Raw genomic sequence first — 24099 nt, 5'->3', positions numbered from 1 at the left:
AAAGTCGTGTCTGTTTTGGCTTTTTGAGAAAGACGATGAGTGAAGAATCTGGTATTTTTGATACTATAGAAAAAGAGGGAGAAATAGAATTATGTATGTAATTGCAGGACTTGGAAATCCGGGAAGAGAATATGAGGGAACCCGCCACAATGTGGGATTTATGACGCTGGATGCGCTGGCGGACAAGTATAACATTGATGTCCGGGAGAAAGCATTTAAGGGACTGATTGGAAAAGGCGTGATCGAGGGAAATAAGGTCATTCTGGTAAAGCCGCAGACGTATATGAACCTGAGCGGCGAGTGCATCCGTCAGGTAATGGATTATTATAAGGTAGATCCATCGGAGTTTATCGTGATTTATGACGATATCAGCCTGGTTCCGGGCGGCATCCGGATCCGCAAAAAAGGCAGCGCGGGCGGCCACAATGGAATCAAAAATATCATCGCCCATCTGGGAACGCAGGAATTTCCGCGCGTGCGGATCGGTGTGGGCGAGAAGCCGGCGCGCATGGATCTGGCAGACTATGTGCTGGGACATTTTCCGAAAGAGGAAGCCGAGACGATGACGACGGCGTTTAAGGATGGTGCGGCGGCAGTCGTGGATATGATGACCGAGGGCGTTGAGGCGGCGATGAACCATTTTAACGGCGCGGCGCGCGGGGAGAAGGAGAAGCTAGAGAAGCAGAAGGCGGAGAGGAAGGAGGAAGTCAAGACACAATGAGCGATGTATTTGCAAATCCGTTAGAGGAGATGATCGAGTTCCAGGATCTCAAAACGGATTTACAGCGCGGACAGGGACCGCTTCTTGTCACGGGATGTCTGGATTCGCAGAAGGTGCATCTGCTGTCCGAGCTTTCGGATCTGACGCCCTGGAAGCTGATTGTCACCTACGATGATTCGAGGGCGCGGGAGATCTGTGAGGATTACCGGTGTTTTGACCCGGATATTTCGCTGTACCCGGCGAGGGATCTGCTGTTTTATACGTCAGATATCCACGGAAATCTGCTGACGAAACAGCGGATTCAGGTCATGCGGCGGGTCTTGGAGAGTTCCAGCGGCGTGGTGGTCACGACGATCGACGGGCTGATGGAACATCTGCTGCCGCTTGCATGGATGAAAGAGCGAAGTCTCACGATCGGGGCGGAAGATGTGGTCGAGGTCGGGAAGCTGACGCGCGCCCTGGCGGAAATGGGATATGAGAAGGTCGCGCAGGTCGATGGTTCGGGGCAGTTTTCGGTACGTGGCGGTATTATCGACATTTTTCCACTGACGGAGGAAGTGCCGTACCGGATCGAGCTGTGGGGCGATGAGGTCGATTCGATCCGTACCTTTGACCCGGAGAGTCAGCGTTCGATCGAGCAGGTAGACGAGGCGGTGATCTATCCGGCGACGGAGATGGCGCTCACGCCGGAGCAGATTCAGGATGGAATCGAGGCGATCGAGAAGGAACGTAAGAAATACGTGAAAAAGCTCCGGGATGCCATGAAGACGGAAGAGGCGTACCGGATGGATTCAGCTGTTTCGGAGGTCTTAGAGGGGCTTCGCGAGGGCTTCCGGGTGCATGGGCTGGGAAGCTATATCCGGTATTTCTGCAAGGAAACGGTGTCGTTTTTAAACTATTTTCCAGCGGATGAGCTGACGATTTTTCTGGATGAGCCGCTGCGCTTGAAGGAAAAAGCAGAGACGACCGAGACGGAGTTCCGGGAGAGTATGTCGCACCGTCTCGAGGGCGGCTATCTGCTTCCGGGGCAGACTTCCTTCCTCTATTCGGCGAAGGAGACGCTGGCGATGGCGATGCGCCCGCGGACTCTTTTACTGCTGGGGCTGGATCAGAAGCTCTCTGGCATGACGGTTAAGAAAAAGTACAGTTTGAGCGTCAAAAATGTCAATTCCTATCAGAATGGATTTGAGCTTTTAATCAGCGATCTGACGCGCTGGAAGAAAGAAAAATACCGTGTGGTATTGCTGGCGGGTTCGCGGACGCGCGCGAGCCGTCTGGCGGGCGATCTGCGGGAGTACGATTTGAGCGCATTCTGTCCGGATGAGGGCGAAAACACTGTGAAACCGGGCGAAATCCTGGTGACCTATGGAAAGCTGCACCGGGGATTTGAATATCCGCTGATTAAGTTCGTCGTGATTACCGAGGGAGACATGTTCGGCGGCGGACGGGGGCGGAAAAAGAAGAAAAAGACCTCCTACCAGGGTAAGAAGATCCAGAGCTTTTCCGAGCTTTCGATCGGTGATTATGTGGTGCATGAGAGCCACGGACTCGGCATTTACCGGGGCATCGAGAAGATCGAGCAGGACAAGGTTGTCAAGGATTACATCAAGATTGAGTACCGTGATGGCGGCAATCTCTACCTTCCGGCGACGCGCCTGGAAGGAATCCAGAAATATGCGGGATCGGATGCCAGGACGCCGAAGCTCAATAAACTGGGCGGAACGGAATGGAATAAAACGAAGAGCAAGGTGCGCGGGGCGGTCCGCGATATTGCAAAGGATCTCGTCGAGCTTTATGCGGCTCGCCAGCGGAGCGAGGGCTACCAGTATGGACCGGATACGGTCTGGCAGAGGGAGTTTGAGGAAATGTTCCCGTTTGAGGAGACGGAGGATCAGCTGGAGGCGATCGAGGCGACAAAAAAAGATATGGAAAGCCGCCGCATCATGGACCGCTTGATCTGCGGCGACGTTGGATATGGCAAGACGGAGATCGCGCTCCGGGCGGCATTTAAGGCGATTCAGGAGGGGAAGCAGGTTGTGTATCTGGTGCCGACCACAATTTTGGCGCAGCAGCATTACAATACCTTTGTGCAGCGAATGAAGGATTTCCCGGTCCGGGTCGATATGCTGTCGCGTTTCCGCACGGCGGGCGAGCAGAAAAAAACGCTGGAAGATCTGAAAAAAGGGCAGGTGGATGTCGTGATCGGAACGCACCGCGTCCTTTCTAAGGATGTTGTCTTTAAAAATCTGGGGCTTCTGATCATCGACGAGGAACAGCGTTTCGGTGTGGCGCATAAGGAAAAGATCAAGAAACTCAAGGAAAATGTGGATGTTCTGACGCTGACGGCGACGCCGATTCCACGTACCCTGCATATGAGCCTCATCGGCATCCGGGACATGAGTGTTCTGGAGGAACCGCCGGTAGACCGCCTGCCGATTCAGACCTACGTCATGGAGTACAACGACGAGATGGTGCGCGAGGCGATTCACAGGGAGCTGGCGCGGGGCGGACAGGTTTATTATGTCTACAACCGTGTCAATAACATCGACGAGGTGGCAAACCACGTGGCGGCGCTGGTGCCGGAGGCAAACGTTGTATTCGCCCACGGGCAGATGCACGAACATGAGCTGGAAAAAATCATGCTGGATTTCGTCGAGGGAAATATTGACGTTCTGGTGTCCACGACCATCATCGAGACAGGACTGGATATTCCGAATGCAAACACGATCATCATCCACGACGCCGACCGGCTGGGGCTGTCGCAGCTCTACCAGATCCGCGGGCGCGTCGGACGTTCCGGGCGGACTTCGTATGCATTTCTCATGTACCGGCGCGACAAGCTGCTGCGTGAGGAGGCGGAAAAACGTCTGCAGGCGATCCGTGAATTTACGGAGCTGGGAAGTGGTATCAAGATTGCGATGCGTGATTTGGAGCTGCGCGGTGCCGGAAATCTTCTGGGCGCGGAACAGCACGGTCATATGGAGGCGGTCGGTTACGATCTGTACTGTAAACTTTTAAACGAGGCGGTGCTGGCGCTGCGCGGGGAGAAGGAAGCGGAGGATTTCGAAACGGTGGTGGACTGCGACATCGACGCGTATATTCCGCCGTCTTACATCCGGAATGAGTACCAGAAACTCGACGTTTACAAGCGGATTTCCGGTATCGAGAACCAGGAAGAGTACCTGGATATGCAGGATGAGCTGATCGACCGCTTTGGCGAGCTTCCGCGTTCAGTGGAGAATCTGTTAAAGATCGCCGATTTGAAAGCGCTTGCTCATCAGGCGGGCGTCGTGGAGGTCGATGTGAAGAAGCAGGATATCACGATCCAGATGTACCAGAAAGCCAATCTGGACGTCTCTGGCATTCCGGCGCTGATGGAGAAGTACAAGGGCACGCTGACCTTCAGGACGGGTGATGTACCGTCGTTCTATTACCGCGATGTGCGGCAGAAACATACGGACTGCGAGACGATGCTTGTGAAGGCGCGGGAGATTCTTTCCGGGCTCGCGGCGCTGGCGAAAGAGTAGTTTTTAATTGTGTAGAAAAGATTGAAAGTATATTTGAAATGAAAATATATTTTTAATATTGACATATATAATCAAAGATGATAATATATAATCAAATTAAAGCTTGTTTACTAAATTTAAAGAAGGGAGGGATTCCAATGCAGCAAAAATGTGGGATGCTCATTAATAATGTGAATAACGTTAAGAGGTGGTTTTATGAAAAAAATTATGAGTATTTTATTGTCGATAGTTATGTCAACTTCATTGGTAATCCCAACATTTGCGGAAGCGCCGCCATATTCAATAGATAAAGTGGCAACAAAGGTTGTGATTGATCAACATGAATTGAGATATTTATGATAAATATGCTTCGGTAACGGATGAAACTGTTGTGGAAGATATGTTAATGGAAGATTTTGGTTTTTCAAGATCGGAAGTTAAAGAATTATTGGAAGTAAGCAAAAGTGGTAGTGGAGGATCTACAGGTGCTTCGAGGGCATCTAGTATAACTGGAAGATTACCAGCAACAGCTGCTATAGGAACCGTTGTAAATATTGTGTATACAATTGATTTGCAAGAAATGAAAGATTTAGCGACAATAACTAATTTTATCGCAAGACAGGTAGGCGGAGCAGGAGCAGGGGTAGCAGTGGCAGCACTTGTTGCTAAAACAGTTTTAGCAGCTGCACAAAAGGGTGGCATAAACTATGCAAAAGTTACAATATCTTATACATATGGCTATAATAATGATGGGGTATTAGGGTGGACGCCAGGTTATACCAAGTATGAGTATTGGTAATAAAAAAGGGAGATGCAATGAAAGAGAATAGAGTATCAAATGAATTCCGTCAAGGAAGAGAAGCAACGTTTGCCGCTTTATTAATGGAACTGTGTCTTTGTGGGGAGCGAATTGCTTCCATAATGGGAATTAGAAATTGGTATGATCAGGTGGGAACTGTTAGAATTTTTCTTTGTATTTTGATTTTTTGTTATTATTATATAATTAAAAAACCAAGATTATTAGATACGCCTGAATGGTATGAGCTAATGAAAAAAGATAGAGTGATTTATGGAATGTGGATCTTGGAAATGATAATATTAGTTAGTAGTATTGGAACTTGAGTGAAAAACAAAGGGGGCGTCAGTTGCTCCCTTTGTTTCTATAAATTATGAGATTGGGAATTTTATGAAGAATAATTATTTAAGTGAACGAGAAATGAATGTTATGCAGGTTTTGTGGAAGTATGAAAAACCCATGACGGTGACAGAAATTGTAGAATCTGAAAAAGAATTGACAACGCCAACAGTCCATACTGTGTTAAGAAAATTGCTTGATAAGGGTTATGTTCAGGTTATTGATACAGTTCAGACTGGAAAAGTTTTTGCTAGGCGATATAAAGCGAAAAAGACTCAGGATGAAGAAATAGAAGAAAAAATAGAAAAATGTATGAAAAATTCTAGAAATCCTATGTCCTTTGTAAATACAATAACAGCAGCTTTGTTGAATGGAGCAGTAGATGAAGAGTCGGTTATTGACGAATTAGAACGTATAGTTCAAAAAAGAAAAAAAGAGATTTTATGAAAATAACATATACATCAATTTTATCGGCAATATGTAGTTCAATTTTGCTATTGGGTTTTTTGTCGGTTTATATATGGAAAAAGCAAGAAAATTATAGCTTGTATGAAGTAAAATTACTTATTTTTTGCACTGTACTAACAGGAGTAAAATTATTTTTTCCAATAGATATTTGCGGAATAAGTCATACGATAGGAATAAAAATATTATATCCAGAACTTTGTCGCTTTATGCGGGGGAAAATAGGATTTTTAAGTCATTTTTCTGTACTTTTTTTGATTAGTTTACTTGGAAGTTTTCTTATCTTAGTGCAAAAAAGTTTATCATATATATCATTTATAAAATTAATAAAAGAAATAAGACCGATAGAGTATATTCGTGTTAAAAAGTATAAAAAAGTGAAAAAAATACCAATATTGAAAGTTGGTAGTATAGAAGATCCATTTATTGTTGGTATAAAAAATCCGTATATAATAATACCGAATATAGATGAAGAAACAAAAAAAATAGTACTCTTGCATGAAGTGGGACATTACATTAAAAGAGATTTATTTTTAAAGTGTTTTTTTGAAATATTATGTCTTTTATACTGGTGGAATCCGTTAGTATACATAGTTCGGTATTATTTTTCTAACATATTAGAAATAAGAAATGATTTAATTGTTTGTAATGAGTTATCTGAAATAGAAAAAATTCATTATGTTGAAATATTGTTAAAAATGTCTAGGACAAAAGCGTTAAAAAGGAGAGGAACACTATCTTTTTTTAATGGAAGTTTTTTGAAAATTAGAATTTCTTCTATATTGAATGAAGAACAAAAAAAACAGGTCAATATTAAGTTGTTCTTTTTCTTAATTGCTATTATATTGTCTGGTACAATAGTAATAGAACCAGTAGCTGATTTGAAGTTGCATGCACCGTATTTTGAAGAAGATGATATAGTCAAAAAAAATAACTTTTTTGTAAAGACAGAAAACGGGTATGAATTATATATGAATGGTACATATATAGGAACATTGGATGAAATACCAAATGAATTAAAGAATATTAATATTAGGAGGAAATAAAAATAAAAAAAACGATCAGAATTTTAGCAGTAATAATTGCTATGACATGTATTTTTTCAGGGACTGCGTTTGCACAAGAGAAAGAGGTGGCTGTTGAAAAATCGAGTTCAATAGCTAGAGCAGATGTTATAAAATATGTTTATAAAGTTGAAAACGGGAAATTATATAGAAGATTATATAATTATTCTAAGGATACGTGGCTGGGAGATTGGGAACTGTGTGACTAAAGTAATAATATGATAATTATATTTAATAAATATGTACACTACTTTTTACGCTTTGAATTTAAAGTAATGTAAAAATTTTATAGCGTGAAGTTTGAAGTTGAGAAATTGCCTTGACAAATAATAAATTTCGCTTATAATACAGAATATACTCAATAACCTTACAAAGGCAATGAAGGGAACAAGTAGAGATCCGCAGGAGAGCGCACAGAAAGCAGCCGGATGATGAGAGGCGCGCGTGAACCGGATATTCGAATACATCCCGGAGCTTCGCACCGAAGAATCTAAAATCGGATCCGATGAAAAGGCTGCGTGGAAAATGTGCGGCGGTTGATTTGGTAGGCTGCGACGTGAGAGACACACGTTATCCGGTCACGGTATCAGAGGGTACCGGCAGAGGCAGATGGGCGCGAGCTGTCTGCGAACAAAGGTGGTAACACGGGAATTTTGCCCCGTCCTTTTTGGAGGACGGGGCTTTTTTATTTTATAGAAAAATGTGTCTTGTGAAATCACAGACGTTCCAAAGTACCTTTATTGTTCTGTTTTGAGAATGATTTTCGGAGAGAAAATAAAGGATGAATCGGATGTATTTTTGAAAAAAGGAATCCCGTGGAGAAGCAAAACGAGTAAGCAAAATTATTTTTTATAAAAAGGAGTAAACAGGAAAATGCAGATTTACGAAGAATTAGTAGCCAGAGGTCTGATCGCCCAGGTTACAAACGAAGAAGAGATCAAAAAACTGGTCAACGAAGGAAAAGCCGTTTTCTACATCGGTTTTGACCCGACCGCAGACAGCCTTCATGTAGGACATTTCATGGCACTGTGCCTGATGAAACGTCTGCAGATGGCAGGCAACAAGCCGATCGCATTACTTGGCGGCGGCACCGGCATGATCGGCGATCCGTCCGGACGTACGGATATGCGCCAGATGCTGACACCGGAGACGATCCAGCATAACTGCGACTGCTTCAAAAAGCAGATGAGCCGTTTCATCGATTTCTCTGATGACAAGGCGCTCTTAGTCAACAACGCAGAGTGGCTGATGAATCTGAATTATGTAAACTTACTGCGCGAGGTTGGTCCGCATTTCAGCGTCAACCGTATGCTGACCGCTGAGTGCTACAAGCAGAGAATGGAGAGAGGCTTAAGCTTCTTAGAGTTCAACTACATGATTATGCAGAGCTACGACTTCTATATGTTATACCAGAAATACGGCTGCAACATGCAGTTCGGCGGCGATGATCAGTGGAGCAATATGTTAGGCGGTACCGAGCTGATCCGCAGAAAGCTTGGCAAGGACGCACACGCAATGACCATCACCCTGCTGTTAAACTCCGAGGGCAAGAAGATGGGTAAGACCCAGTCCGGCGCTGTATGGCTGGATCCGAACAAGACATCCCCGTTCGAGTTCTACCAGTACTGGAGAAACGTCGCTGACGCGGACGTATTAAAATGCCTGCGTATGCTGACCTTCCTGCCGCTTGAGCAGATCGATGAGATGGATAAATGGGAAGGCAGCCAGTTAAATACTGCAAAAGAGATCCTGGCTTACGAGCTGACCAAGCTGGTACACGGCGAGGAAGAGGCTGAGAAGGCACAGGCAGCAGCGAAAGCACTGTTTTCCAGCGGAAATGCAGCGAATATGCCGACCTACGAGCTGACGGAGGATGATTTCAACGGTGATGAGATCGATATTCTCTCCATCCTGCAGAAATCCGGTCTGGCTCCGTCCCGTTCCGAGGCAAGAAGAAATGTCGAGCAGGGCGGCGTATCTGTAGACGGAAACCAGGTAAAGGATATTAAGGCAGTCTTTACGAAGGATCAGCTTTCCGGCGAAGGAATGGTTGTCAAGAGAGGTAAGAAAAACTTTAAGAAGGTTGTTCTGAAGTAGGATGTCTGGGGAAATTCACCTGCCTTGTTTGAGAGCAGAATGAAACTCAGTATAAAAATCAGAATCATGCCGCCGGCGATCTCTGCCCGGACTTTCAAGCAAAGCCCGAAGAGATGTCCGGCGGCGGTTCGGATCATGGAGAGAAACAGAGCAGATCCGAAACCATATCTTACATTCACTCCCACAAAAATTACCCAAATTTTACATAAACGATACCAAAACATGATTTCTGTAAATCCAGGAATCTTTTATACTGCGTACTGTAAGAAATCAAGGATAAAAAACTCTGAGAGAAAAAAGAGAGAGGAAAGAGGAATTTTATTATGAAGAAAAATATTCAGAAAACAATCGCAGTATTAGGAGCAGCCGTTCTGGCAACTGGAATGGTAGGATGTGGTTCCAGCAATACAAATACAAGTACAGCAGACACAAGCGCAGATAGCAGCGCAGCTGAAAGTGGTGCAGCAGCAGATACAACCGAGAACAGCGCAGATACAAAAGATTTAAGTGGTTCTATCACTTTAGCAGGTTCCACTTCGATGGAAAAATTTGCAAATGCACTGGCAGAAACGTTCATGGAGAAATATCCGAACGTGACTGTACAGGCTGAATTTACCGGCTCTTCCGCAGGTATCGAGTCCGTGCTGGCAGGTCAGTGTGATGTCGGTGATTCTTCCAGAGCATTAAAGGATGATGAGAAAGCAAAAGGTGCTGTTGAAAATATCGTAGCCATCGATGGTATCGCCGTTGTCGTTGACCCGTCCAACGCTGTAGATGGTCTGAGCAAGGATGACCTGACTGGCATTTACGACGGAAGCATCACAAACTGGAAGGATGTAGGCGGCAGCGATATGCCGATTGTCGTAGTCGGACGGGAAGCAGGTTCCGGTACAAGAGGCGCATTTGAGGAGCTTCTGGGTCTGGAAGATGCCTGCAAATATGCAAACGAGCTGGATTCCACCGGTGCAGTTATGGCAAAAGTAGCATCTACACCGGGTTCCATCGGATACGTTTCTCTGGATGTAGTCGATGATACCGTTAAGGCAGTTAAACTGGATGATGTAGAGCCGACGGAGGAGAACATCAAGGCAGGCAGCTATTTCTTAAGCCGTCCATTCGTTATGGCAACCAAGGGAGAAATTTCTGAGCAGAACGAGCTGGTACAGGCGCTGTTTGATTATGTATACTCTGCAGAAGGCGATGACCTGATTAAATCTGTAGGCCTGATTACTACGAAGTAAGAAACTGCATCGGAATTTGTGAATGTGGATAAAATTACCGGTGAAAACAGGTAAGGATAGAAAAATCAGTAATTCACGAATACATATAATATTGAATAGATTCAAATAATATCGAGTCGCTTGCAGTCAAGCCGCAGAAAGGAAACTCTGCTTTGGCCGAAAGCGGCTCGCTGTTCAATCCGAGACAGGAGAGACATATGCACGAAAAGAAATTTACCATTTTTGGAAGCCATGCCACGAAATCAGCGGTAGAGAGGGCAGCGGAAATTATTTTTACTGCCTGCGGCCTGCTGGCGGTGGTGGCAGTTTTTTCAATTACCTTATACATGATTATCAGCGGTACCCCGGCACTTTTTAAGGTGGGTGTTCCGGAAATCTTATTTGGAACCGTCTGGAAGCCGACTGGAAATCCGGCGTCTTTCGGAATTCTCTACGTAATTTTAACTTCCATCGTCGGAACCTTTCTGGCGATCCTGATCGGTGTTCCGATCGGGCTGTTTACCGCCATCTTTCTGGCAGAGGTTGCGCCGCCGAAGGTAGCGGCAGTGGTCCGCCCGGCAGTTGAGCTTCTGGCAGGTATTCCGTCGGTTATCTACGGACTCTTAGGAATTTTGATTTTAAATCCCCTGATGTATAAGCTGGAAATGAAAATCTTTGCCGGTTCCACGACGCATCAGTTTACCGGCGGTGCGAACCTGATATCGGCGGTTCTGGTTCTGGCAATCATGATTCTTCCGACCGTCATCAATATCAGCGAGGCGTCGCTTAGGGCAGTCCCGAAACATTTAAAAAGCGCATCGCTGGCGCTCGGTGCAACGCATATCCAGACGATTTTCAAAGTAATCGTTCCGGCGGCGCACTCCGGCATCATCACGGCGGTGGTTTTAGGCTGCGGACGTGCGATCGGGGAGGCAATGGCGATCAGCCTGGTATCTGGAAGTTCAGTCAATCTGCCGCTTCCATTTAACTCCGTCCGTTTCCTGACAACCGCGATCGTGGCGGAAATGTCTTATTCAGAGGGACTTCACCGGGAAGTGCTCTTTACCATCGGTCTGGTGCTGTTCGTATTTATCATGTTTATCAACACGGTGCTCAGCCGGATGTTTGTGAAGGAGGGCGGCGCAAATGACCGATAATAGAATGAAAAGTATTTGCCAGAAGCGCACCCGCATCGGGGACAATATCTTAAAAGTGCTGATTTATCTGGCAGCTGGCGTGGCGATCGCGCTGTTAGTTGGCATCATGGGGTATGTGTTTGTGCGCGGCCTGCCGCAGGTTTCCTGGCAGCTTCTGTCCACGGTGCAGAGCTCCCTCAAGGGCACCTTTGGTATTCTGGGAAATATCATCAACACGATTTATATCATTGTAATTACCCTTATCATTGCAGCGCCGATCGGAATCGGCTCCGCCATTTATCTGAACGAATACGCAAAGCCGGGAAAACTGGTGCGGACGATTGAATTTACAACCGAGATCCTGTCCGGTATTCCGTCGATTATTTTTGGTTTGTTCGGTATGGTCTTTTTCGGAATGACGCTGAAGCTGGGCTATTCGGTTCTGACCGGATCCTTCACGCTGACCCTGATGGTGCTTCCGCTGATTACGCGGAACACACAGGAAGCACTCAAAACCGTTCCGGACAGCTACCGCAGCGGCGCACTGGGAATCGGTGCAACGAAATGGTATATGATCCGGACGATCCTGCTGCCGAGTGCGGCACCGGGTATTCTGACCGGCGTCATCCTTTCGATTGGCCGTATCGTGGGCGAGTCGGCGGCGCTTCTGTTTACTGCCGGAAGCGGCTTCCAGCTTCCGAAAAACCTGTTTGGAAAACTGTTTGAGTCGAGCGGCACGCTGACCATCCAGCTCTACCTGTCGATGCAGAAAGCAAAATACGATCAGGCGTTTGGAATCGCGGTCGTGCTTCTGATTATCGTGCTGGGAATCAACCTGCTGACGAGATTTTTGACCAACCGGTTTGATGTGACAAAATTAAAATAAAGTAAAAAATGAGGAAATGATATGGAGACAAAAATTTCTACGTCGGATTTGAATCTGTACTATGGAAACAATCATGCATTAAAAAATATCAATCTGGATATATATGAAAATCAGATCACAGCGTTTATCGGACCGTCCGGCTGCGGTAAGTCTACCTATTTAAAAACATTGAACCGCATGAACGATCTGGTGCCGAATGTAACAATCAATGGAAAGGTGTGGATCGACGGCGAGGATATCTATGATCCGAAGGTTGATACGACGCTTCTTCGCAAGAAGGTCGGCATGGTATTTCAGCAGCCGAACCCATTTCCGATGAGTATTTATGACAATATCGCGTATGGACCGCGGATTCACGGCATTAAGGGAAAAGCAGAGCTGGACGCGATTGTGGAGAAGAGTCTGCGCGGCGCGGCCCTGTGGGATGAGGTCAAGGATCGCCTGAAACGTTCTGCACTGGGACTTTCCGGCGGACAGCAGCAGCGTCTCTGCATCGCGCGTGCGTTGGCGGTTGAGCCGGAGATTCTCCTGATGGATGAGCCGACCTCGGCACTGGACCCGATTTCCACGCTGAAAATCGAGGATCTGATGGGCGAGCTTAAGAAGAATTATACCGTTGTCATCGTTACCCACAATATGCAGCAGGCGACCCGTATTGCGGACTACACGGCATTTTTCCTGGTGGGAGAGGTAGTCGAGTATGCACCGACGACGGATCTGTTCTCGCATCCGCGGGAGAAGAAGACGGAAGACTATATTACCGGACGGTTTGGATGATAACCGGATGGTTGGAAATTTGGAATGGGTAGAAAATCAGGCAGAAAACAATATAAACGGAGGAGACGCGGGATGGCGACAAGAGAAACATTTTTACAGGAGTTAAAGAACCTGAATCAGGAGGTAATCACGATGAGCCAGATGGTGCAGGATGCGATTGACAGCAGCTTTCAGGCTCTCAGCGAACATAATACGGAATTGGCAGACAAGATAATCAAAGGCGACCGCGATGTGGACAATATGGAACGAAAGATCGAGACACACTGCCTGATGCTGATGTTAAAGCAGCAGCCGGTCGCCAGCGATCTGCGCCATATCTCGACGGCACTGAAGGTAGTGACCGATCTGGAGCGGATGGGCGATCAGGCAGCGGATATTGCCGATCTGTCCCTGCGCTTAGAGGCAGCGGATTACGGTCTTGTGAGCAAACACCTTCCGGCGATGGTGGCAAATGTAAAAACGATGGTTAAAGATGCAATTCGCGCTTTCATCGAGCGCGATACCGAAACCGCAGAAACCTTTGAGCAGAGAGATGACCTGATTGATGCCTTTTTTGAGCGTGTCAAACGGGAAGTCATCGAATTTCTGAAAAAAGATGGAGACAAATCCGATGTGGCGGTGGATGTGCTGATGGTTGCCAAGTACCTGGAGCGAATCGCCGATCACGCGGTCAATGTGTGCGAGTGGACAGAGTTCTCGGATACGGGGGCCGTGGGGGATGTGATGATTCTCTAGGTTTAATTAAAATCCGGGCATGAAAAATGAAAATTAGATGCCTGGATTTTTTCCGTTCCGCATAAAATAAATAGAATATGTGGAAATAACGTGGAGTGCGATATATCATGCGTGATATAGTGCTGGAACTTTTAAGTTCATACGGATATGCGGGAATGTTTGCCCTGATTCTAATTGAGAATTTGTTTCCGCCGATCCCGTCGGAAGTGATTTTAACCTTTGGTGGATTTATGACAACATATACACGGATGAACATAGCCGGGGCAGTTCTGTCAGCGACGGCGGGCTCGGTGCTGGGGGCGCTGATTCTGTATGAGCTGGGGCGGCACATTCCCGTGCAGAAGTTTTATGCATTTTTGGGCGGGGCATGGGGAAAACGGCTGGGAGTAGAAGTGGAAGATGTGAAAGATGCAGACGGATGGCTGGAGAGAACGGGACGGTCAGCCGTCTTTTTTTGCCGGTTCGTTCCGATCATCCGAAGCCTGATCTCGATTCCGGCGGGGATGGCAAAGATGGAACTGCTGCCGTTTCTCCTTCTGACAACAGCGGGCAGTCTTATCTGGAATACGGTGCTCATCGGAGCCGGCGCGGTGGCGGGGGCATCGTGGGAACGTATTCTGGTGCTGTTAAAAACATATTCCCGCTTCGCCGTGATGGGAGCGGGAATCTTGGGATTTGCGGTGGCGTGTGTGTATTTTCGGAAACGATAACAACAGGAGAGTGAAAATTCATGCAGAAAGAGTTTATTCATTCAAGTAAAAATATATCGTGTCATTCTTTACTTCCAGCCGTGCCGTCCCATCGATCACCAGCTGTTCCAGATATGGGCGCAGGTGGCGTTCCTGACGGATGAGCTGGTCGTAGGTACCGATGTGCATTCCGATCAGGCGTCGGCTTTCCTGATAAAATTCATCACGCGTCATCGGTCTCTGCAAAAGCTTTGCCAGCTCTGCGAGACGCAGACGGACAAGATCCATATTTTTGTCCGCCAGTTCCCGGATATTGCCATCAAATGGACCTTTGTGCGATAAAATCCAGTGCTGGTAAGGCAGTTTTGTGATTGCTTCCTTGCTTTTCAGATCCAGACCGACGTGGTCGCAGTATGGAAGCTTGACGTGACGCAGGACATTTTCGGTTAAAAGCGCGTCCCCGGCAAAGCAGACGCCGTCCGGTGTGCCGATGACGATGTGGTCGAGGGAATGCCCCGGCATATGGTGAACCTGGAAGGTTACGCCGCAGAGTGTCACGGAAGTATCCTCCGGCTGGATGATACAGTCAACCGGGCAGCGCTGCTCGGTGTCGATGGAAATCTTTTCCTCCTCGGAGCGCCCGAAATAATTGGTATACCGTTCCAGCGCCGCCTGGGAGGCGATCAGCCCGGCTTCGCCAAGCGACATAGCCAGTGGAATCTGAAAGACTTCGCGCAGGCGTTTGCTGTTTCCATGATGGTCGATGTGCGCGTGGGAAACGATCAGCCCCGCCGGGGTCAGCCCGGCATCTTTCAGAGAGCCGACCAGCTCGTCATATTCCTTTGAGTAACCATTGTCAAACAGGATGCAGCGGGTGTCGTCGATGCGGTAGATGCCGACGGCTGTTTTGCCAAGCAGGCAGTCTGTATTTCCAGAAACGTGTATGAGTTCCACGGGAAGAGTCCTCCTTTTATCATGAATAACGCAAAAAGCGACGGCTGAGATATCTCCGCTGTCGCTTTTTAAGAATGCGTCTGATAGGAATCGAACCTACGCCTCAGGCTCCGGAGGCCGGCGCTCTATCCACTGAGCTACAGACGCATTACTTATATGATACTATAATATTTAGAAAATTGCAAGTTTTTTTTCGGAAATACCGCTTGCCGAGTAACCAAATCACCGCTATAATATTAACAATCGAATAAGTCAGGAGGCGGTCGGGTGGGAGAACCGAAAAAGAAACCGGGACGCAGCCGGAAGAACGGAACGGACTGGGAACTGCGCCGCTATGTGATGCTGCTTGCGGCGGTGATTGTATTGATTCTGATTGGCGCGGTGGCGATGTTTTCCGGGAAAATAACAGACATTCTGGGGAAAAAGGATGGCTTACCGGCAGAAATGGTGGATACAGGCGGATCTGGAATGGTGATTGAGCCGGACACGAAAGAATATATTCAGGACTTTGGCGGATGTATTCTGACAGAGAATGGCGAGTCGGGGATCACAGAGCTGATGAATACTTATTTTCAGGCGGTTTCCGACTGTGATATGGATACGTTTGTGAAGTTGTTTACCTCACAGGATACGAGTGAGGAAGAACACTACCGTCAGGAATTTGAAGAACAGAAGCAGTACATTTCCGGGTACCAGAATGTGAAATGTTATACGACGCCGGGGCTTAGGGACGGTGAGATGGCAGCGTATGTGTATTATGAGATTTTGTATACGGGCGTGGAGACACCGGCACCGAGTCTGGTGCGGATCTATGCAATCCGGGCGGAGGACGGAAGCTGGCAGATCGATGACGGGAAAATGTCCGAAGAGCTGACGCAGTATTTTGAAGAGCTGTCGGTCAATGAGGATGTGCGCCTTCTCAGCAAGCAGACGGATGAAGCAATGGATGCGGCGATGGAGCAGGATGAGGCGTTGAAAGAGCGCGTGGAATTTATGAAACAGGGCGCGTCGTATATGCGGGATGAGACAGAGCCGTCTGCGTCGAATCCTTAAAATGTTTTACTTTGTCTAACTGAATGGAAAAATAAAGAGATTTATAGATAGAAAGAAAAAGAGGCAGAAAGAATGGATGTAAAAGATTTTTATTATGATTTACCACAGGAGCTGATCGCGCAGGATCCGCTGGAAGATCGTTCTTCTTCCCGGCTTTTAGTGCTGGATAAAAAGACGGGTGAGATGCAGCATAAGGTGTTTAAGGATATTGTCAATTATCTTCATCCGGGCGATTGCCTGGTGATCAATGACACAAAGGTTATCCCGGCGCGTCTGATCGGAAGCAAGGAGGGAACGGATGCACACATCGAGATTCTTCTTCTGAAACGCCGTGAGAACGATATCTGGGAGACGCTGGTAAAGCCGGGCAAAAAGGCAAAGCCGGGAACCGTGATTAATTTTGGCGACGGTCTGTTAAAGGGAACCGTCATTGATGTGGTAGAGGAAGGAAACCGGCTGATTCAGTTCTCCTACGAGGGTATTTTCGAGGAGATTCTCGACCAGCTCGGCCAGATGCCGCTGCCGCCATACATCACACACCGTCTGCAGGACAAGAACCGCTATCAGACGGTTTATGCGGAACATGAAGGATCGGCGGCTGCACCGACAGCAGGTCTGCATTTCACGAAAGAGCTGCTGGCACAGATTCAGGAAATGGGCGTCAAGATCGCGCACGTCACACTTCATGTGGGTCTGGGAACCTTCCGGCCGGTCAAGGTTTCGAATGTACTGGATCATCATATGCACTCGGAGTTCTATCGTATCGAGGAAGATGCCGCCAACATGATCAATGAGACGAAGAAAAATGGCGGACGCATCATCTGTGTCGGTACGACAAGCTGCCGGACGATTGAATCCGCAGCAGCTGAGGACGGCACGATCCGCGCGTGCAGCGGCTGGACCGACATTTTCATCTATCCGGGCTACCAGTTCAAGATTCTGGACTGCCTGATCACAAACTTCCACCTGCCGGAGTCCACACTCGTCATGCTGGTATCCGCACTGGCAGGCAGAGAACACGTGCTCACGGCGTATGAAGAGGCGATCCGGCAGAGATATCGGTTCTTTAGTTTTGGGGATGCCATGTTTATAGAATAACACCGTTTTCTTACAAAAGTAAGGAATCCCACATCTGAAAAATAATTGAATAATGGGATAAAATGAAACCCAGGAGCTATGCGGCTTCTGGGTTATTTTGTTCCCGACATTCATGCCGGTATCATTTTTGGTATATGAAAGTATGAGTAAGACCATTTCTAAACACGATGGAGGAAACACGCCCATCAATCACATAAACAGAATCTAAAATAGTTTCCATGTATATTTTGAGGACATCCGGCGAAACGGTCTGTGCCAGGGCTTTATAATAAATATAATCCCGACCAATGAGTTTTTTCGTAATGAGGAGATGGCTTGCTTGCCGCACAAAATCCTCATCCGATAATGTGGAATTGGCATCGTGCGTAACCATACCAAGCCGGGTGTTAATGTCCTGAATCCTGGAGGATATTTCATTTTTCTGTATGATGAAATCCTTTTCGGTCATTGCTCTTTCGGAATAAAGGTATAAATCCTGCAATCGCTTCAAGGCACGTTCCTGCTTTTCCTTATCCTTACGGAGAGCTTCGACTTCTGGATTGACAGCAGCCTTTTTCTTGCGAGGGTGTTTTACAGCAAAGACATAGGAACTATCCGAGCCGTACCGAGATAGAAGATTGTAAAATTCATTCAGACCATCTTCCGAGATATGCTGCACGTCCTTGAATGAGCCACCATAAAGCAAACGCTCTTCAAGTTCCGCAGGGGAGTTGATGGAGGAAAAAGAACTTTTTGCGTTGAGCATATTCAAAATATAATTTATAACAAATTCTCCAACAATCAAATCATTTACAGATGGATTATCACACTCGTGCGTTTTCCTCTTTTTCGGGCATGAGTAAGTGGTAGTGCGGAAATTATCTGCCTGCAATCTGCCGGGAGTGGAAACCAGTTTATTACCACATTTTCCGCAATAAAGGATGCCGGAGAACACATACACATTTTTTGCCCGGTGTTTTTGCCCTGGAAGATTGGCGGTTCTTTTGTTCGCATCAAGAATATCACATAATTTTTCGTGTTCTTCCAAAGTGAATATTGCAGGATGATGGTCTGGGACAAGCACCCATTCTTCCTCCGGGTTGAGAGTTCTGTTTTCAGTTCCTTTGTAATGGTTGTACCGGTAGACACCGGCGTAAAAAGGACTGGACAGTATTTTCCATACCGCAGTAGGGGACCAGAGCGCACCTGACCGGGTAGGAATTTTCTTATCGTTCAGTAACCTGGCAGTATGAATAATGGATTTATGCTCAAAATAATCTGTTTTCATAAGCTGACACACATCCGCTTCATCCTGGATGATGGAGAACGCAGAAGTTTCCGCATCGTAGGAATATCCATAAGGAATCCTGCCGCCATTCCACAATCCCTGGTTAGCTCTTGAAATCATTGTTGCAGTAACACGCTCCGATGTCATGTTGCGTTCGAGTTCCGCAAACACTAAAATGATTTTGAGCATAGCTTCACCCATAGCATTTGAAGTATCGAACTGCTCATTTTTGCTGACAAAAGTTACTCGCAGGGATTGAAGCTCTTCGTACATTTCTGCAAAGTCCAGAAGATTACGAGAGATACGGTCTATCTTCCAGACAAGTAAATGGGAGAATGAGCCGGCACGTATTTTCTGCATCATTTCTTGAAACGCAGGCCGGTCGGTGTTTTTCCCGGAGTACCCTGCATCCTCAAATATTTCGTAATCCTCAATGCCGAGGATAAGTTCACAATATGCGATAAGGTCCTTGCGCTGCATTGGCAGAGAATCCTTATCTATCTGATGGGTTGTAGATACACGAATGTAAATAGCAACCTTACGAGGGCGTTCTGCCCGGTTATTGGCTCTTCCTGCCAATGATTTATTTCTCATAATGATTTTCCCATACAACAAGAAAAGCCCCATGCCTGGGGCTATATCGTGTCGATATGCGGTGCATATTTGTTCAGCACTGCCCAAACGACATTTTTATCATCTGAACTGGCAAGCTGATAGCAAGCGAGCAAACGTTGGAGTTCCTGAACGTAAGCATCACGCTCGCTGTCATTGCCTTTGGATGATGGCTCATACAGCTTTATGATATTGTCAGTTTTTGACATAGCACACCGTCCTTTCTGAAATTATTCCGGTTTATTAAGACGCCGGTATCTGGCATAGTCCAAAGTGATTACGCGTTCATCTTGTCGGCATACTTTTCGGGTTGGACCATATGAGTGCGTAAGAAGTCCAGACACAGTTGCTGTCTGTCCGCCGGTATGTGGGAGAAAACCTCAAGAAGTTCCTGCTCCATATCGGATAACTCACTATTTTGCGTTGATGGTTTTGCGATAGGTGGATTATCGCCATATACAAAATCATCCAATGTCATGTTGAGGTGTTCAGCCATTTCCATAACAATGTCCAGTTTCGGGGATTTTCCTGCTTTCCAGCTCCCTGTATTTCCCTCTGCACGCCCTATATCACGCAGAACTTGTGTTATTGTAGTGCCTCGCTTTTCACAGGCTTCACGAAATCTATCGTATAACATAATGACCTCCTAAAATAAAAACTCAAAAAAATGCGTTACAGGGGTTGACCTACTCAAAACTATGAGTTATAGTTACCAATGTAAGATGCATTTGAGAATGAAATAAAGATTACATACTCATTATTTTACATGAGAACCTTACAAAAGTAAAGAATAAGCGGAACCGAGAAAGGGAGGGTGCGAGATGAAGAAAAGACTTCCGCCTTGGTGCAAGTTGGTAAAGCACACCTTAATTGACAAGGACATGGATGTGTCCGAGCTGGCAACAAAAACCGGGCTGGCAAGACCATATTTATCCTCAATTATTAACGGCAGGATTTACAGCCAACCGGCAGTAAACAAAGTGAGCGATTGCCTGGGAATCAGCAATGATTACGACGCCATTTATCAACCTGCTAATAGTATAGGGCAAAGCGAAGAGAACTGACATAGAGGATGGTTACAGGATATGAACGAAAACGTGTATTTTGAGTGCAGGAAAAGAGCTGCAATACATAATGAGAGATTGAACAGCAGAGCCGGGGCGGCTGAAATACTTGGGATTTCCGAATCAACCCTTGCACATTACGAATTGGGAATAACGAAAAACATTCCTGTAGATGTGGTTGTGATGATGGCGGAGGTGTACAACGCACCAGAGCTGAAATGCATCTACTGCAAGAGCGAATGTCCGATAGGAAAGGAACTGCCAATAGCAACAGAGGCAGGGAACATAGAGGGCATTACGGTAAGAATGCTTTCAGGGTTGGAGGATGAGAAAATCGACAAAATCCAAAAAACATTATTGAGGATTGCCGAGGACGGAAAGGTTGAGGCAGCCGAGAGAGAAGAACTGAAAGAAATGGTTCAGTCTTTAGATGGAGTTTATAAGGCTATTACAGAACTGCGAATGATGGCGGAGAGGAAGTAAAAATCATGGAACTGATTGACAGACTGAAAGAAGTCCTGAAAGAAGAATTTAATATTTGCTCTGACGAGGAACTTTTGGAGGCTGTACAGTCGATGCCAGAACTTGATTTAGGGATATTCGTTACGCCGCTGAAAGGAGATAACAATGCAAAGAGCGCATAAAAGAAAAATTAAGGTCCTTGTAGTTGATGCGGCGATGATGTTTGCCGCAGTTCAAATGACAGTGTGTATGCATGGGAAACAAAGATATACTGCATCAGCGCAGGATGTATCTGGTTATGAAGTTTCTATTGAAGATAACACACAAACAATTACCACAGAGGAACCGCAGGAAACATTCAAGACAGAATATACCAGCACAATCATGAATGAAGAAATAAATGCAGATGATGCCTATATGCTTTGCAAAATAGCCATGGCAGAAGCCGAGGGCGAAGATGTGGAGGGGAAAGCTCTTGTCATGTTGGTAGTTCTGAATAGAACAAAAGCAGAGGGATTTCCTGATACGGTGTCAGAAGTGATTTACGAAAAAGGGCAATTCACACCGGTTGCAAACGGAAGATTCCAAAAAGTTGAGCCGAACAAAGAATGCTTTGAGGCTTTGCAGATGATTGTATCAGAAAAATGGGACGGCAGCCTGGGAGCAACCTATTTCGAGAGTGAAAGCAGTAGAACATGGCACAGAGATAATCTGAATTACCTGTATTCGCATGGCGGGCATGATTTTTACATAGACAGGGAGGAATGAGAAAGATGCTGGAACGCATGATAGTGAAACACTGGATAGCATTAACTGTTGGATTCACACTGTTAGGAGTGCTCATCAGAGTGAGATACAACACGCAGGGGCATTTTGCAATAGGCGGCGAATGGTTAGCACCGGCATTTATGCTTTTTCTGGAATGGCTCATAAGGATGATGAGAGGAGTGCTGATTGATGCAGGAATTATACGAGGACATAAGAAAAGACGCAGAAAAGCAAGGGTACAGCATGACAGACAGGAAGTTTACAGAACTGGTGCAGTACGCAGAGAGAAAAGCGGCAGTAGCCGGTAAGGATGAATCTTACATTCCGTATTTACTCCCGGACGTGATAAAAGAATATTTTATCAGAAATGCAATAAATGAAGTTTCAACCGGGATGATGGAATTTGAGAGATATATAAAAACACAAAAACAGGAGGTTACAGACGATGGCAGAAATGACAGAAAAACAGTGGCTTTCAGGGGTGCAGAGTTCGATTATCAAGGAATTAACTACCCACAAAGCAGCATTGCCAGCAGGATTTAATCAGGAGCGTTTCGCCTTGAATACGGTTACGGTTATTTCCGAAATGCTGAAAGACAAAAAGAAAAAGACGGAGCTTTGCAAGCTGACATTTGAATCAATGGCAGTGTGCTTGTGCAAAGCGGCATATCTGGGGTTGGATTATTTCAACGGAGAATGTTACGCAATTCCGTATGGAGGGGAACTTAATTTTCAAACGGACTATAAAGGCGAAATCAAAATGTGCAAGAGATTTTCCAGAAATCCGATTAAGGACATTTTTGCAAAAGTGGTCCGACAGGATGATTTCTTTACAGAAGAGGTGGACGCAGGCGTTCAGAATGTAATCTACAGACCACAGCCGTTTTCCAACAAGCCAATGATTGGAGCTTTTGCGATTGTAGTTTTCAAAGATGGCTCAATGATGTATGACACCATGAGCGTAGAAGAAATCGAGAATGTCAGAAATACATATTCCAAAGCCAAAGACAGCCAGGCTTGGAAGAGTAGCACAGGAGAGATGTATAAAAAGACAGTCCTCCGCAGATTGTGCAAGCTGATTGACCTTGATTTTGACAACATCGAACAGCAGAAAGCATATCTTGCAGGCGGCGATGTGGAGTTTGAAAACGGTCAGCCGGTGTTCATTGATGGAAGAACAGCTACAGCCGCATTACCGGATAATGGCGCGCCGGTTGATGTGTTCGCGCAGATGGAGCAGGCGAAGAAAGAGCCTGTACCGGTAGAACAGTCACAACCGCAGGAAACAAAAGAACCGACACAGCAGGCAATTCCTTTTGAACAGCAGCAGGAGGAACAGCCACAGCCGATGCCTGATGGCACGGGTTTTATGATGCCGGATGAATCAGCAATGGACGATTTACCTTGGAAATAACAGGAGGATGAGAAAATGAACGAATTACAGGTAGTAGTAAAACAGGAAGTAGGAAAAATTAACTGGAATTTTGAAGAATTGAAAACGGCACTTGCCACAGAGATGAAGAAATACACTGGCATTGTGTTTGACGATGATTCAATCGCAGATGCGAAGAAAACCGTTGCATATCTTAGAAAGTTAAAAGAATCCGTTGAGGACAGAAGAAAAGACGTCAAAAAGAAGTGCCTGGAGCCATACAATGAGATGGAAAAACAGGCAAAGGAGCTGACACAGCTTATTGATGAGCCTATCAATACGATTGCAAAGCAGGTAAAGGATTACGAAGAGGAACAGAAAAAGAAGAAAAAAGAGGAAATTCTTGCATACATGGCAGAAGTGTTTGCAGAATTACCGGAAACAGTTGCCTCTAAGCTGAAATCTAAGATTTATGACAGTAAGTGGGAGAACAAATCCACCACGAAGAAAACCTGGCAGGATGCGGTAAATACTGCATTTGAGAATACAAAAGGCGACCTGAACATCCTTGATGGAATTGAGGAAGATTTCAGAGAGGATGCGAAAAAGGTATATGAGAGAAATCTGGTATTATCCGAGGCGTTATCTAAGGTCCAGGAGCTTCGCAAGCAGAAAGAAATGATTCTGGAAAGAGAAAGACAGAAGAGGGAGAGAGAAGAGGCGGCAAAGCGTGAAGCACTTGCCAAAAAGGAAGAACAGCCGCAGGAACCAGAGAAAGCACCGGAGCCTGTCGCTTCTGCAGAACCTAAGACTGAAATGGGAAAGGCAATCGAAAGCATTGAAAGACACGCATATCAGCAGGCAGTAACCGGAACGATTGCTAATCCGGTAACACAGCAGCCGGGATTAAGTGGAGGCAAAAAGATTTGGACAATCCAGGTCAGAGGAAACGAAGAACAGCATAAAAAGATTCTGGATTATATCAAATTTGTTGGAGCAGAGTACAGGGAGGTCTAAG

27 protein-coding genes and 1 tRNA gene are annotated in these 24099 nt (G+C 46.1%); 23 read left to right on the top strand and 5 right to left on the bottom strand.

The window, feature by feature from the left end:
* Positions 1 to 91: 91 nt before the first annotated feature.
* The 14 genes from pth to DXC57_RS07740 all read left to right on the top strand — a co-directional run bounded on the left by pth (position 92) and on the right by DXC57_RS07740 (position 14452).
* The gene (gene pth, locus DXC57_RS07805) at positions 92 to 721 is read left to right on the top strand and encodes an aminoacyl-tRNA hydrolase (protein WP_022359889.1); all 630 of its coding nucleotides are present in this window, start codon (positions 92 to 94) and stop codon (positions 719 to 721) included.
* A complete protein-coding gene (mfd, locus tag DXC57_RS07800) occupies positions 718 to 4248 on the top strand; it encodes a transcription-repair coupling factor (protein ID WP_118651978.1) in 3531 nt (1176 codons plus the stop codon). The genes pth and mfd overlap by 4 nt, the downstream gene beginning before the upstream one ends.
* A gap of 195 nt (positions 4249 to 4443) precedes the next feature.
* A complete protein-coding gene (locus DXC57_RS15495; RefSeq protein WP_182457242.1) occupies positions 4444 to 4587 on the top strand; it encodes a hypothetical protein in 144 nt (47 codons plus the stop codon).
* A gap of 31 nt (positions 4588 to 4618) precedes the next feature.
* The gene (locus DXC57_RS07795; protein ID WP_147354089.1) at positions 4619 to 5026 is read left to right on the top strand and encodes a hypothetical protein; all 408 of its coding nucleotides are present in this window, start codon (positions 4619 to 4621) and stop codon (positions 5024 to 5026) included.
* A gap of 17 nt (positions 5027 to 5043) precedes the next feature.
* Positions 5044 to 5349 carry a hypothetical protein gene (locus tag DXC57_RS07790; RefSeq protein ID WP_107001485.1) on the top strand — a complete coding sequence of 102 codons (306 nt, stop codon included), beginning with the start codon at positions 5044 to 5046 and terminating at the stop codon, positions 5347 to 5349.
* Between the two features lie 64 nt (positions 5350 to 5413).
* Positions 5414 to 5809: a BlaI/MecI/CopY family transcriptional regulator gene (locus DXC57_RS07785; protein WP_107001486.1), complete on the top strand. Its 396-nt coding sequence runs from the start codon at positions 5414 to 5416 to the stop codon at positions 5807 to 5809.
* The gene (locus DXC57_RS07780; protein WP_118651976.1) at positions 5806 to 6873 is read left to right on the top strand and encodes a M56 family metallopeptidase; all 1068 of its coding nucleotides are present in this window, start codon (positions 5806 to 5808) and stop codon (positions 6871 to 6873) included. Before DXC57_RS07785 ends, DXC57_RS07780 begins: the two co-directional genes overlap by 4 nt.
* An 891-nt stretch (positions 6874 to 7764) precedes the next feature.
* A complete protein-coding gene (gene tyrS / locus DXC57_RS07775) occupies positions 7765 to 8988 on the top strand; it encodes a tyrosine--tRNA ligase (RefSeq protein WP_118638585.1) in 1224 nt (407 codons plus the stop codon).
* A 323-nt stretch (positions 8989 to 9311) separates the two neighbouring features.
* Positions 9312 to 10229, top strand: a complete 918-nt coding sequence (locus DXC57_RS07765; RefSeq protein WP_118651972.1) for a phosphate ABC transporter substrate-binding protein — start codon at positions 9312 to 9314, stop codon at positions 10227 to 10229.
* Between the two features lie 197 nt (positions 10230 to 10426).
* Positions 10427 to 11365 carry a phosphate ABC transporter permease subunit PstC gene (gene pstC, locus DXC57_RS07760; protein WP_022359893.1) on the top strand — a complete coding sequence of 313 codons (939 nt, stop codon included), beginning with the start codon at positions 10427 to 10429 and terminating at the stop codon, positions 11363 to 11365.
* The gene (pstA, locus tag DXC57_RS07755; RefSeq protein ID WP_118524736.1) at positions 11355 to 12230 is read left to right on the top strand and encodes a phosphate ABC transporter permease PstA; all 876 of its coding nucleotides are present in this window, start codon (positions 11355 to 11357) and stop codon (positions 12228 to 12230) included. The genes pstC and pstA overlap by 11 nt, the downstream gene beginning before the upstream one ends.
* 21 nt (positions 12231 to 12251) lie before the next feature.
* Positions 12252 to 13007 (top strand): phosphate ABC transporter ATP-binding protein PstB, encoded by a 756-nt coding sequence (gene pstB / locus DXC57_RS07750; protein WP_118469519.1) that lies wholly within the window; start codon positions 12252 to 12254, stop codon positions 13005 to 13007.
* A 72-nt stretch (positions 13008 to 13079) separates the two neighbouring features.
* Positions 13080 to 13742, top strand: coding sequence for a phosphate signaling complex protein PhoU (gene phoU / locus DXC57_RS07745; protein ID WP_022359896.1), 663 nt, complete (start codon positions 13080 to 13082; stop codon positions 13740 to 13742).
* A gap of 107 nt (positions 13743 to 13849) precedes the next feature.
* Positions 13850 to 14452, top strand: coding sequence for a DedA family protein (locus tag DXC57_RS07740; protein ID WP_118651970.1), 603 nt, complete (start codon positions 13850 to 13852; stop codon positions 14450 to 14452).
* A 33-nt stretch (positions 14453 to 14485) separates the two neighbouring features.
* Here DXC57_RS07740 and DXC57_RS07735 read toward each other — a convergent pair whose 3' ends face one another.
* Together DXC57_RS07735 and DXC57_RS07730 are read right to left on the bottom strand one after the other, a co-directional pair.
* Positions 14486 to 15385, bottom strand: coding sequence for an MBL fold metallo-hydrolase (locus tag DXC57_RS07735; RefSeq protein WP_182457240.1), 900 nt, complete (start codon positions 15383 to 15385; stop codon positions 14486 to 14488).
* Positions 15386 to 15460: 75 nt separating this feature from the next.
* Positions 15461 to 15532 (bottom strand) — tRNA-Arg (locus tag DXC57_RS07730).
* A 120-nt stretch (positions 15533 to 15652) separates the two neighbouring features.
* Here DXC57_RS07730 and DXC57_RS07725 point away from each other — a divergent pair.
* The gene (locus DXC57_RS07725; protein ID WP_118651966.1) at positions 15653 to 16438 is read left to right on the top strand and encodes a hypothetical protein; all 786 of its coding nucleotides are present in this window, start codon (positions 15653 to 15655) and stop codon (positions 16436 to 16438) included.
* A gap of 72 nt (positions 16439 to 16510) precedes the next feature.
* Positions 16511 to 17536, top strand: a complete 1026-nt coding sequence (gene queA / locus DXC57_RS07720) for a tRNA preQ1(34) S-adenosylmethionine ribosyltransferase-isomerase QueA (protein ID WP_118651964.1) — start codon at positions 16511 to 16513, stop codon at positions 17534 to 17536.
* Between the two features lie 121 nt (positions 17537 to 17657).
* Here queA and DXC57_RS07715 read toward each other — a convergent pair whose 3' ends face one another.
* The 3 genes from DXC57_RS07715 to DXC57_RS07705 all read right to left on the bottom strand — a co-directional run bounded on the left by DXC57_RS07715 (position 17658) and on the right by DXC57_RS07705 (position 20052).
* The gene (locus tag DXC57_RS07715; protein WP_118651962.1) at positions 17658 to 19397 is read right to left on the bottom strand and encodes a recombinase family protein; all 1740 of its coding nucleotides are present in this window, start codon (positions 19395 to 19397) and stop codon (positions 17658 to 17660) included.
* Between the two features lie 41 nt (positions 19398 to 19438).
* A complete protein-coding gene (locus DXC57_RS07710) occupies positions 19439 to 19624 on the bottom strand; it encodes a hypothetical protein (RefSeq protein WP_118651960.1) in 186 nt (61 codons plus the stop codon).
* 68 nt (positions 19625 to 19692) lie between these two features.
* Positions 19693 to 20052, bottom strand: coding sequence for a helix-turn-helix transcriptional regulator (locus DXC57_RS07705; RefSeq protein ID WP_118651958.1), 360 nt, complete (start codon positions 20050 to 20052; stop codon positions 19693 to 19695).
* 184 nt (positions 20053 to 20236) lie between these two features.
* Between DXC57_RS07705 and DXC57_RS07700 the strand changes: the two genes are divergently transcribed.
* From DXC57_RS07700 to DXC57_RS07675, 7 genes are all read left to right on the top strand, one after another.
* Positions 20237 to 20479 carry a helix-turn-helix transcriptional regulator gene (locus DXC57_RS07700; protein WP_118651956.1) on the top strand — a complete coding sequence of 81 codons (243 nt, stop codon included), beginning with the start codon at positions 20237 to 20239 and terminating at the stop codon, positions 20477 to 20479.
* A gap of 21 nt (positions 20480 to 20500) precedes the next feature.
* The gene (locus DXC57_RS07695; protein ID WP_118651954.1) at positions 20501 to 20962 is read left to right on the top strand and encodes a helix-turn-helix transcriptional regulator; all 462 of its coding nucleotides are present in this window, start codon (positions 20501 to 20503) and stop codon (positions 20960 to 20962) included.
* A gap of 5 nt (positions 20963 to 20967) precedes the next feature.
* Positions 20968 to 21123 (top strand): hypothetical protein, encoded by a 156-nt coding sequence (locus DXC57_RS15490; protein WP_177957878.1) that lies wholly within the window; start codon positions 20968 to 20970, stop codon positions 21121 to 21123.
* A gap of 34 nt (positions 21124 to 21157) precedes the next feature.
* The gene (locus DXC57_RS07690; RefSeq protein ID WP_182457238.1) at positions 21158 to 21709 is read left to right on the top strand and encodes a cell wall hydrolase; all 552 of its coding nucleotides are present in this window, start codon (positions 21158 to 21160) and stop codon (positions 21707 to 21709) included.
* A gap of 189 nt (positions 21710 to 21898) precedes the next feature.
* Positions 21899 to 22252 carry a hypothetical protein gene (locus DXC57_RS15340; RefSeq protein ID WP_147354088.1) on the top strand — a complete coding sequence of 118 codons (354 nt, stop codon included), beginning with the start codon at positions 21899 to 21901 and terminating at the stop codon, positions 22250 to 22252.
* Positions 22155 to 23123 (top strand): RecT family recombinase, encoded by a 969-nt coding sequence (locus DXC57_RS07680; protein WP_118651948.1) that lies wholly within the window; start codon positions 22155 to 22157, stop codon positions 23121 to 23123. The genes DXC57_RS15340 and DXC57_RS07680 overlap by 98 nt, the downstream gene beginning before the upstream one ends.
* 15 nt (positions 23124 to 23138) lie before the next feature.
* Positions 23139 to 24098, top strand: a complete 960-nt coding sequence (locus DXC57_RS07675) for a DUF1351 domain-containing protein (RefSeq protein ID WP_118651946.1) — start codon at positions 23139 to 23141, stop codon at positions 24096 to 24098.
* Position 24099: the final 1 nt, after the last annotated feature.

It is taken from the genome of Clostridium sp. TF06-15AC (genome assembly GCF_003481165.1).
Classification (GTDB): Bacteria; Bacillota; Clostridia; order Lachnospirales; family Lachnospiraceae; genus Otoolea; species Otoolea fessa.
The sequence above is the reverse complement of the archived record's forward strand: the minus strand, read 5'-3'. Positions and strand labels throughout refer to the sequence as shown.

Coding starts and splice junctions, on each gene's coding strand:
- pth (WP_022359889.1), top strand. CDS start 92: ATGTATGTAATTGCAGGACTTGGAAATCCGGGAAGAGAATATGAGGGA.
- mfd (WP_118651978.1), top strand. CDS start 718: ATGAGCGATGTATTTGCAAATCCGTTAGAGGAGATGATCGAGTTCCAG.
- DXC57_RS15495 (WP_182457242.1), top strand. CDS start 4,444: ATGAAAAAAATTATGAGTATTTTATTGTCGATAGTTATGTCAACTTCA.
- DXC57_RS07790 (WP_107001485.1), top strand. CDS start 5,044: ATGAAAGAGAATAGAGTATCAAATGAATTCCGTCAAGGAAGAGAAGCA.
- DXC57_RS07785 (WP_107001486.1), top strand. CDS start 5,414: ATGAAGAATAATTATTTAAGTGAACGAGAAATGAATGTTATGCAGGTT.
- DXC57_RS07780 (WP_118651976.1), top strand. CDS start 5,806: ATGAAAATAACATATACATCAATTTTATCGGCAATATGTAGTTCAATT.
- tyrS (WP_118638585.1), top strand. CDS start 7,765: ATGCAGATTTACGAAGAATTAGTAGCCAGAGGTCTGATCGCCCAGGTT.
- DXC57_RS07765 (WP_118651972.1), top strand. CDS start 9,312: ATGAAGAAAAATATTCAGAAAACAATCGCAGTATTAGGAGCAGCCGTT.
- pstC (WP_022359893.1), top strand. CDS start 10,427: ATGCACGAAAAGAAATTTACCATTTTTGGAAGCCATGCCACGAAATCA.
- pstA (WP_118524736.1), top strand. CDS start 11,355: ATGACCGATAATAGAATGAAAAGTATTTGCCAGAAGCGCACCCGCATC.
- pstB (WP_118469519.1), top strand. CDS start 12,252: ATGGAGACAAAAATTTCTACGTCGGATTTGAATCTGTACTATGGAAAC.
- phoU (WP_022359896.1), top strand. CDS start 13,080: ATGGCGACAAGAGAAACATTTTTACAGGAGTTAAAGAACCTGAATCAG.
- DXC57_RS07740 (WP_118651970.1), top strand. CDS start 13,850: ATGCGTGATATAGTGCTGGAACTTTTAAGTTCATACGGATATGCGGGA.
- queA (WP_118651964.1), top strand. CDS start 16,511: ATGGATGTAAAAGATTTTTATTATGATTTACCACAGGAGCTGATCGCG.
- DXC57_RS07715 (WP_118651962.1), bottom strand. CDS start 19,397: ATGAGAAATAAATCATTGGCAGGAAGAGCCAATAACCGGGCAGAACGC.
- DXC57_RS07710 (WP_118651960.1), bottom strand. CDS start 19,624: ATGTCAAAAACTGACAATATCATAAAGCTGTATGAGCCATCATCCAAA.
- DXC57_RS07705 (WP_118651958.1), bottom strand. CDS start 20,052: ATGTTATACGATAGATTTCGTGAAGCCTGTGAAAAGCGAGGCACTACA.
- DXC57_RS07700 (WP_118651956.1), top strand. CDS start 20,237: ATGAAGAAAAGACTTCCGCCTTGGTGCAAGTTGGTAAAGCACACCTTA.
- DXC57_RS07695 (WP_118651954.1), top strand. CDS start 20,501: ATGAACGAAAACGTGTATTTTGAGTGCAGGAAAAGAGCTGCAATACAT.
- DXC57_RS15490 (WP_177957878.1), top strand. CDS start 20,968: ATGGAACTGATTGACAGACTGAAAGAAGTCCTGAAAGAAGAATTTAAT.
- DXC57_RS07690 (WP_182457238.1), top strand. CDS start 21,158: ATGATGTTTGCCGCAGTTCAAATGACAGTGTGTATGCATGGGAAACAA.
- DXC57_RS15340 (WP_147354088.1), top strand. CDS start 21,899: ATGCAGGAATTATACGAGGACATAAGAAAAGACGCAGAAAAGCAAGGG.
- DXC57_RS07680 (WP_118651948.1), top strand. CDS start 22,155: ATGGCAGAAATGACAGAAAAACAGTGGCTTTCAGGGGTGCAGAGTTCG.
- DXC57_RS07675 (WP_118651946.1), top strand. CDS start 23,139: ATGAACGAATTACAGGTAGTAGTAAAACAGGAAGTAGGAAAAATTAAC.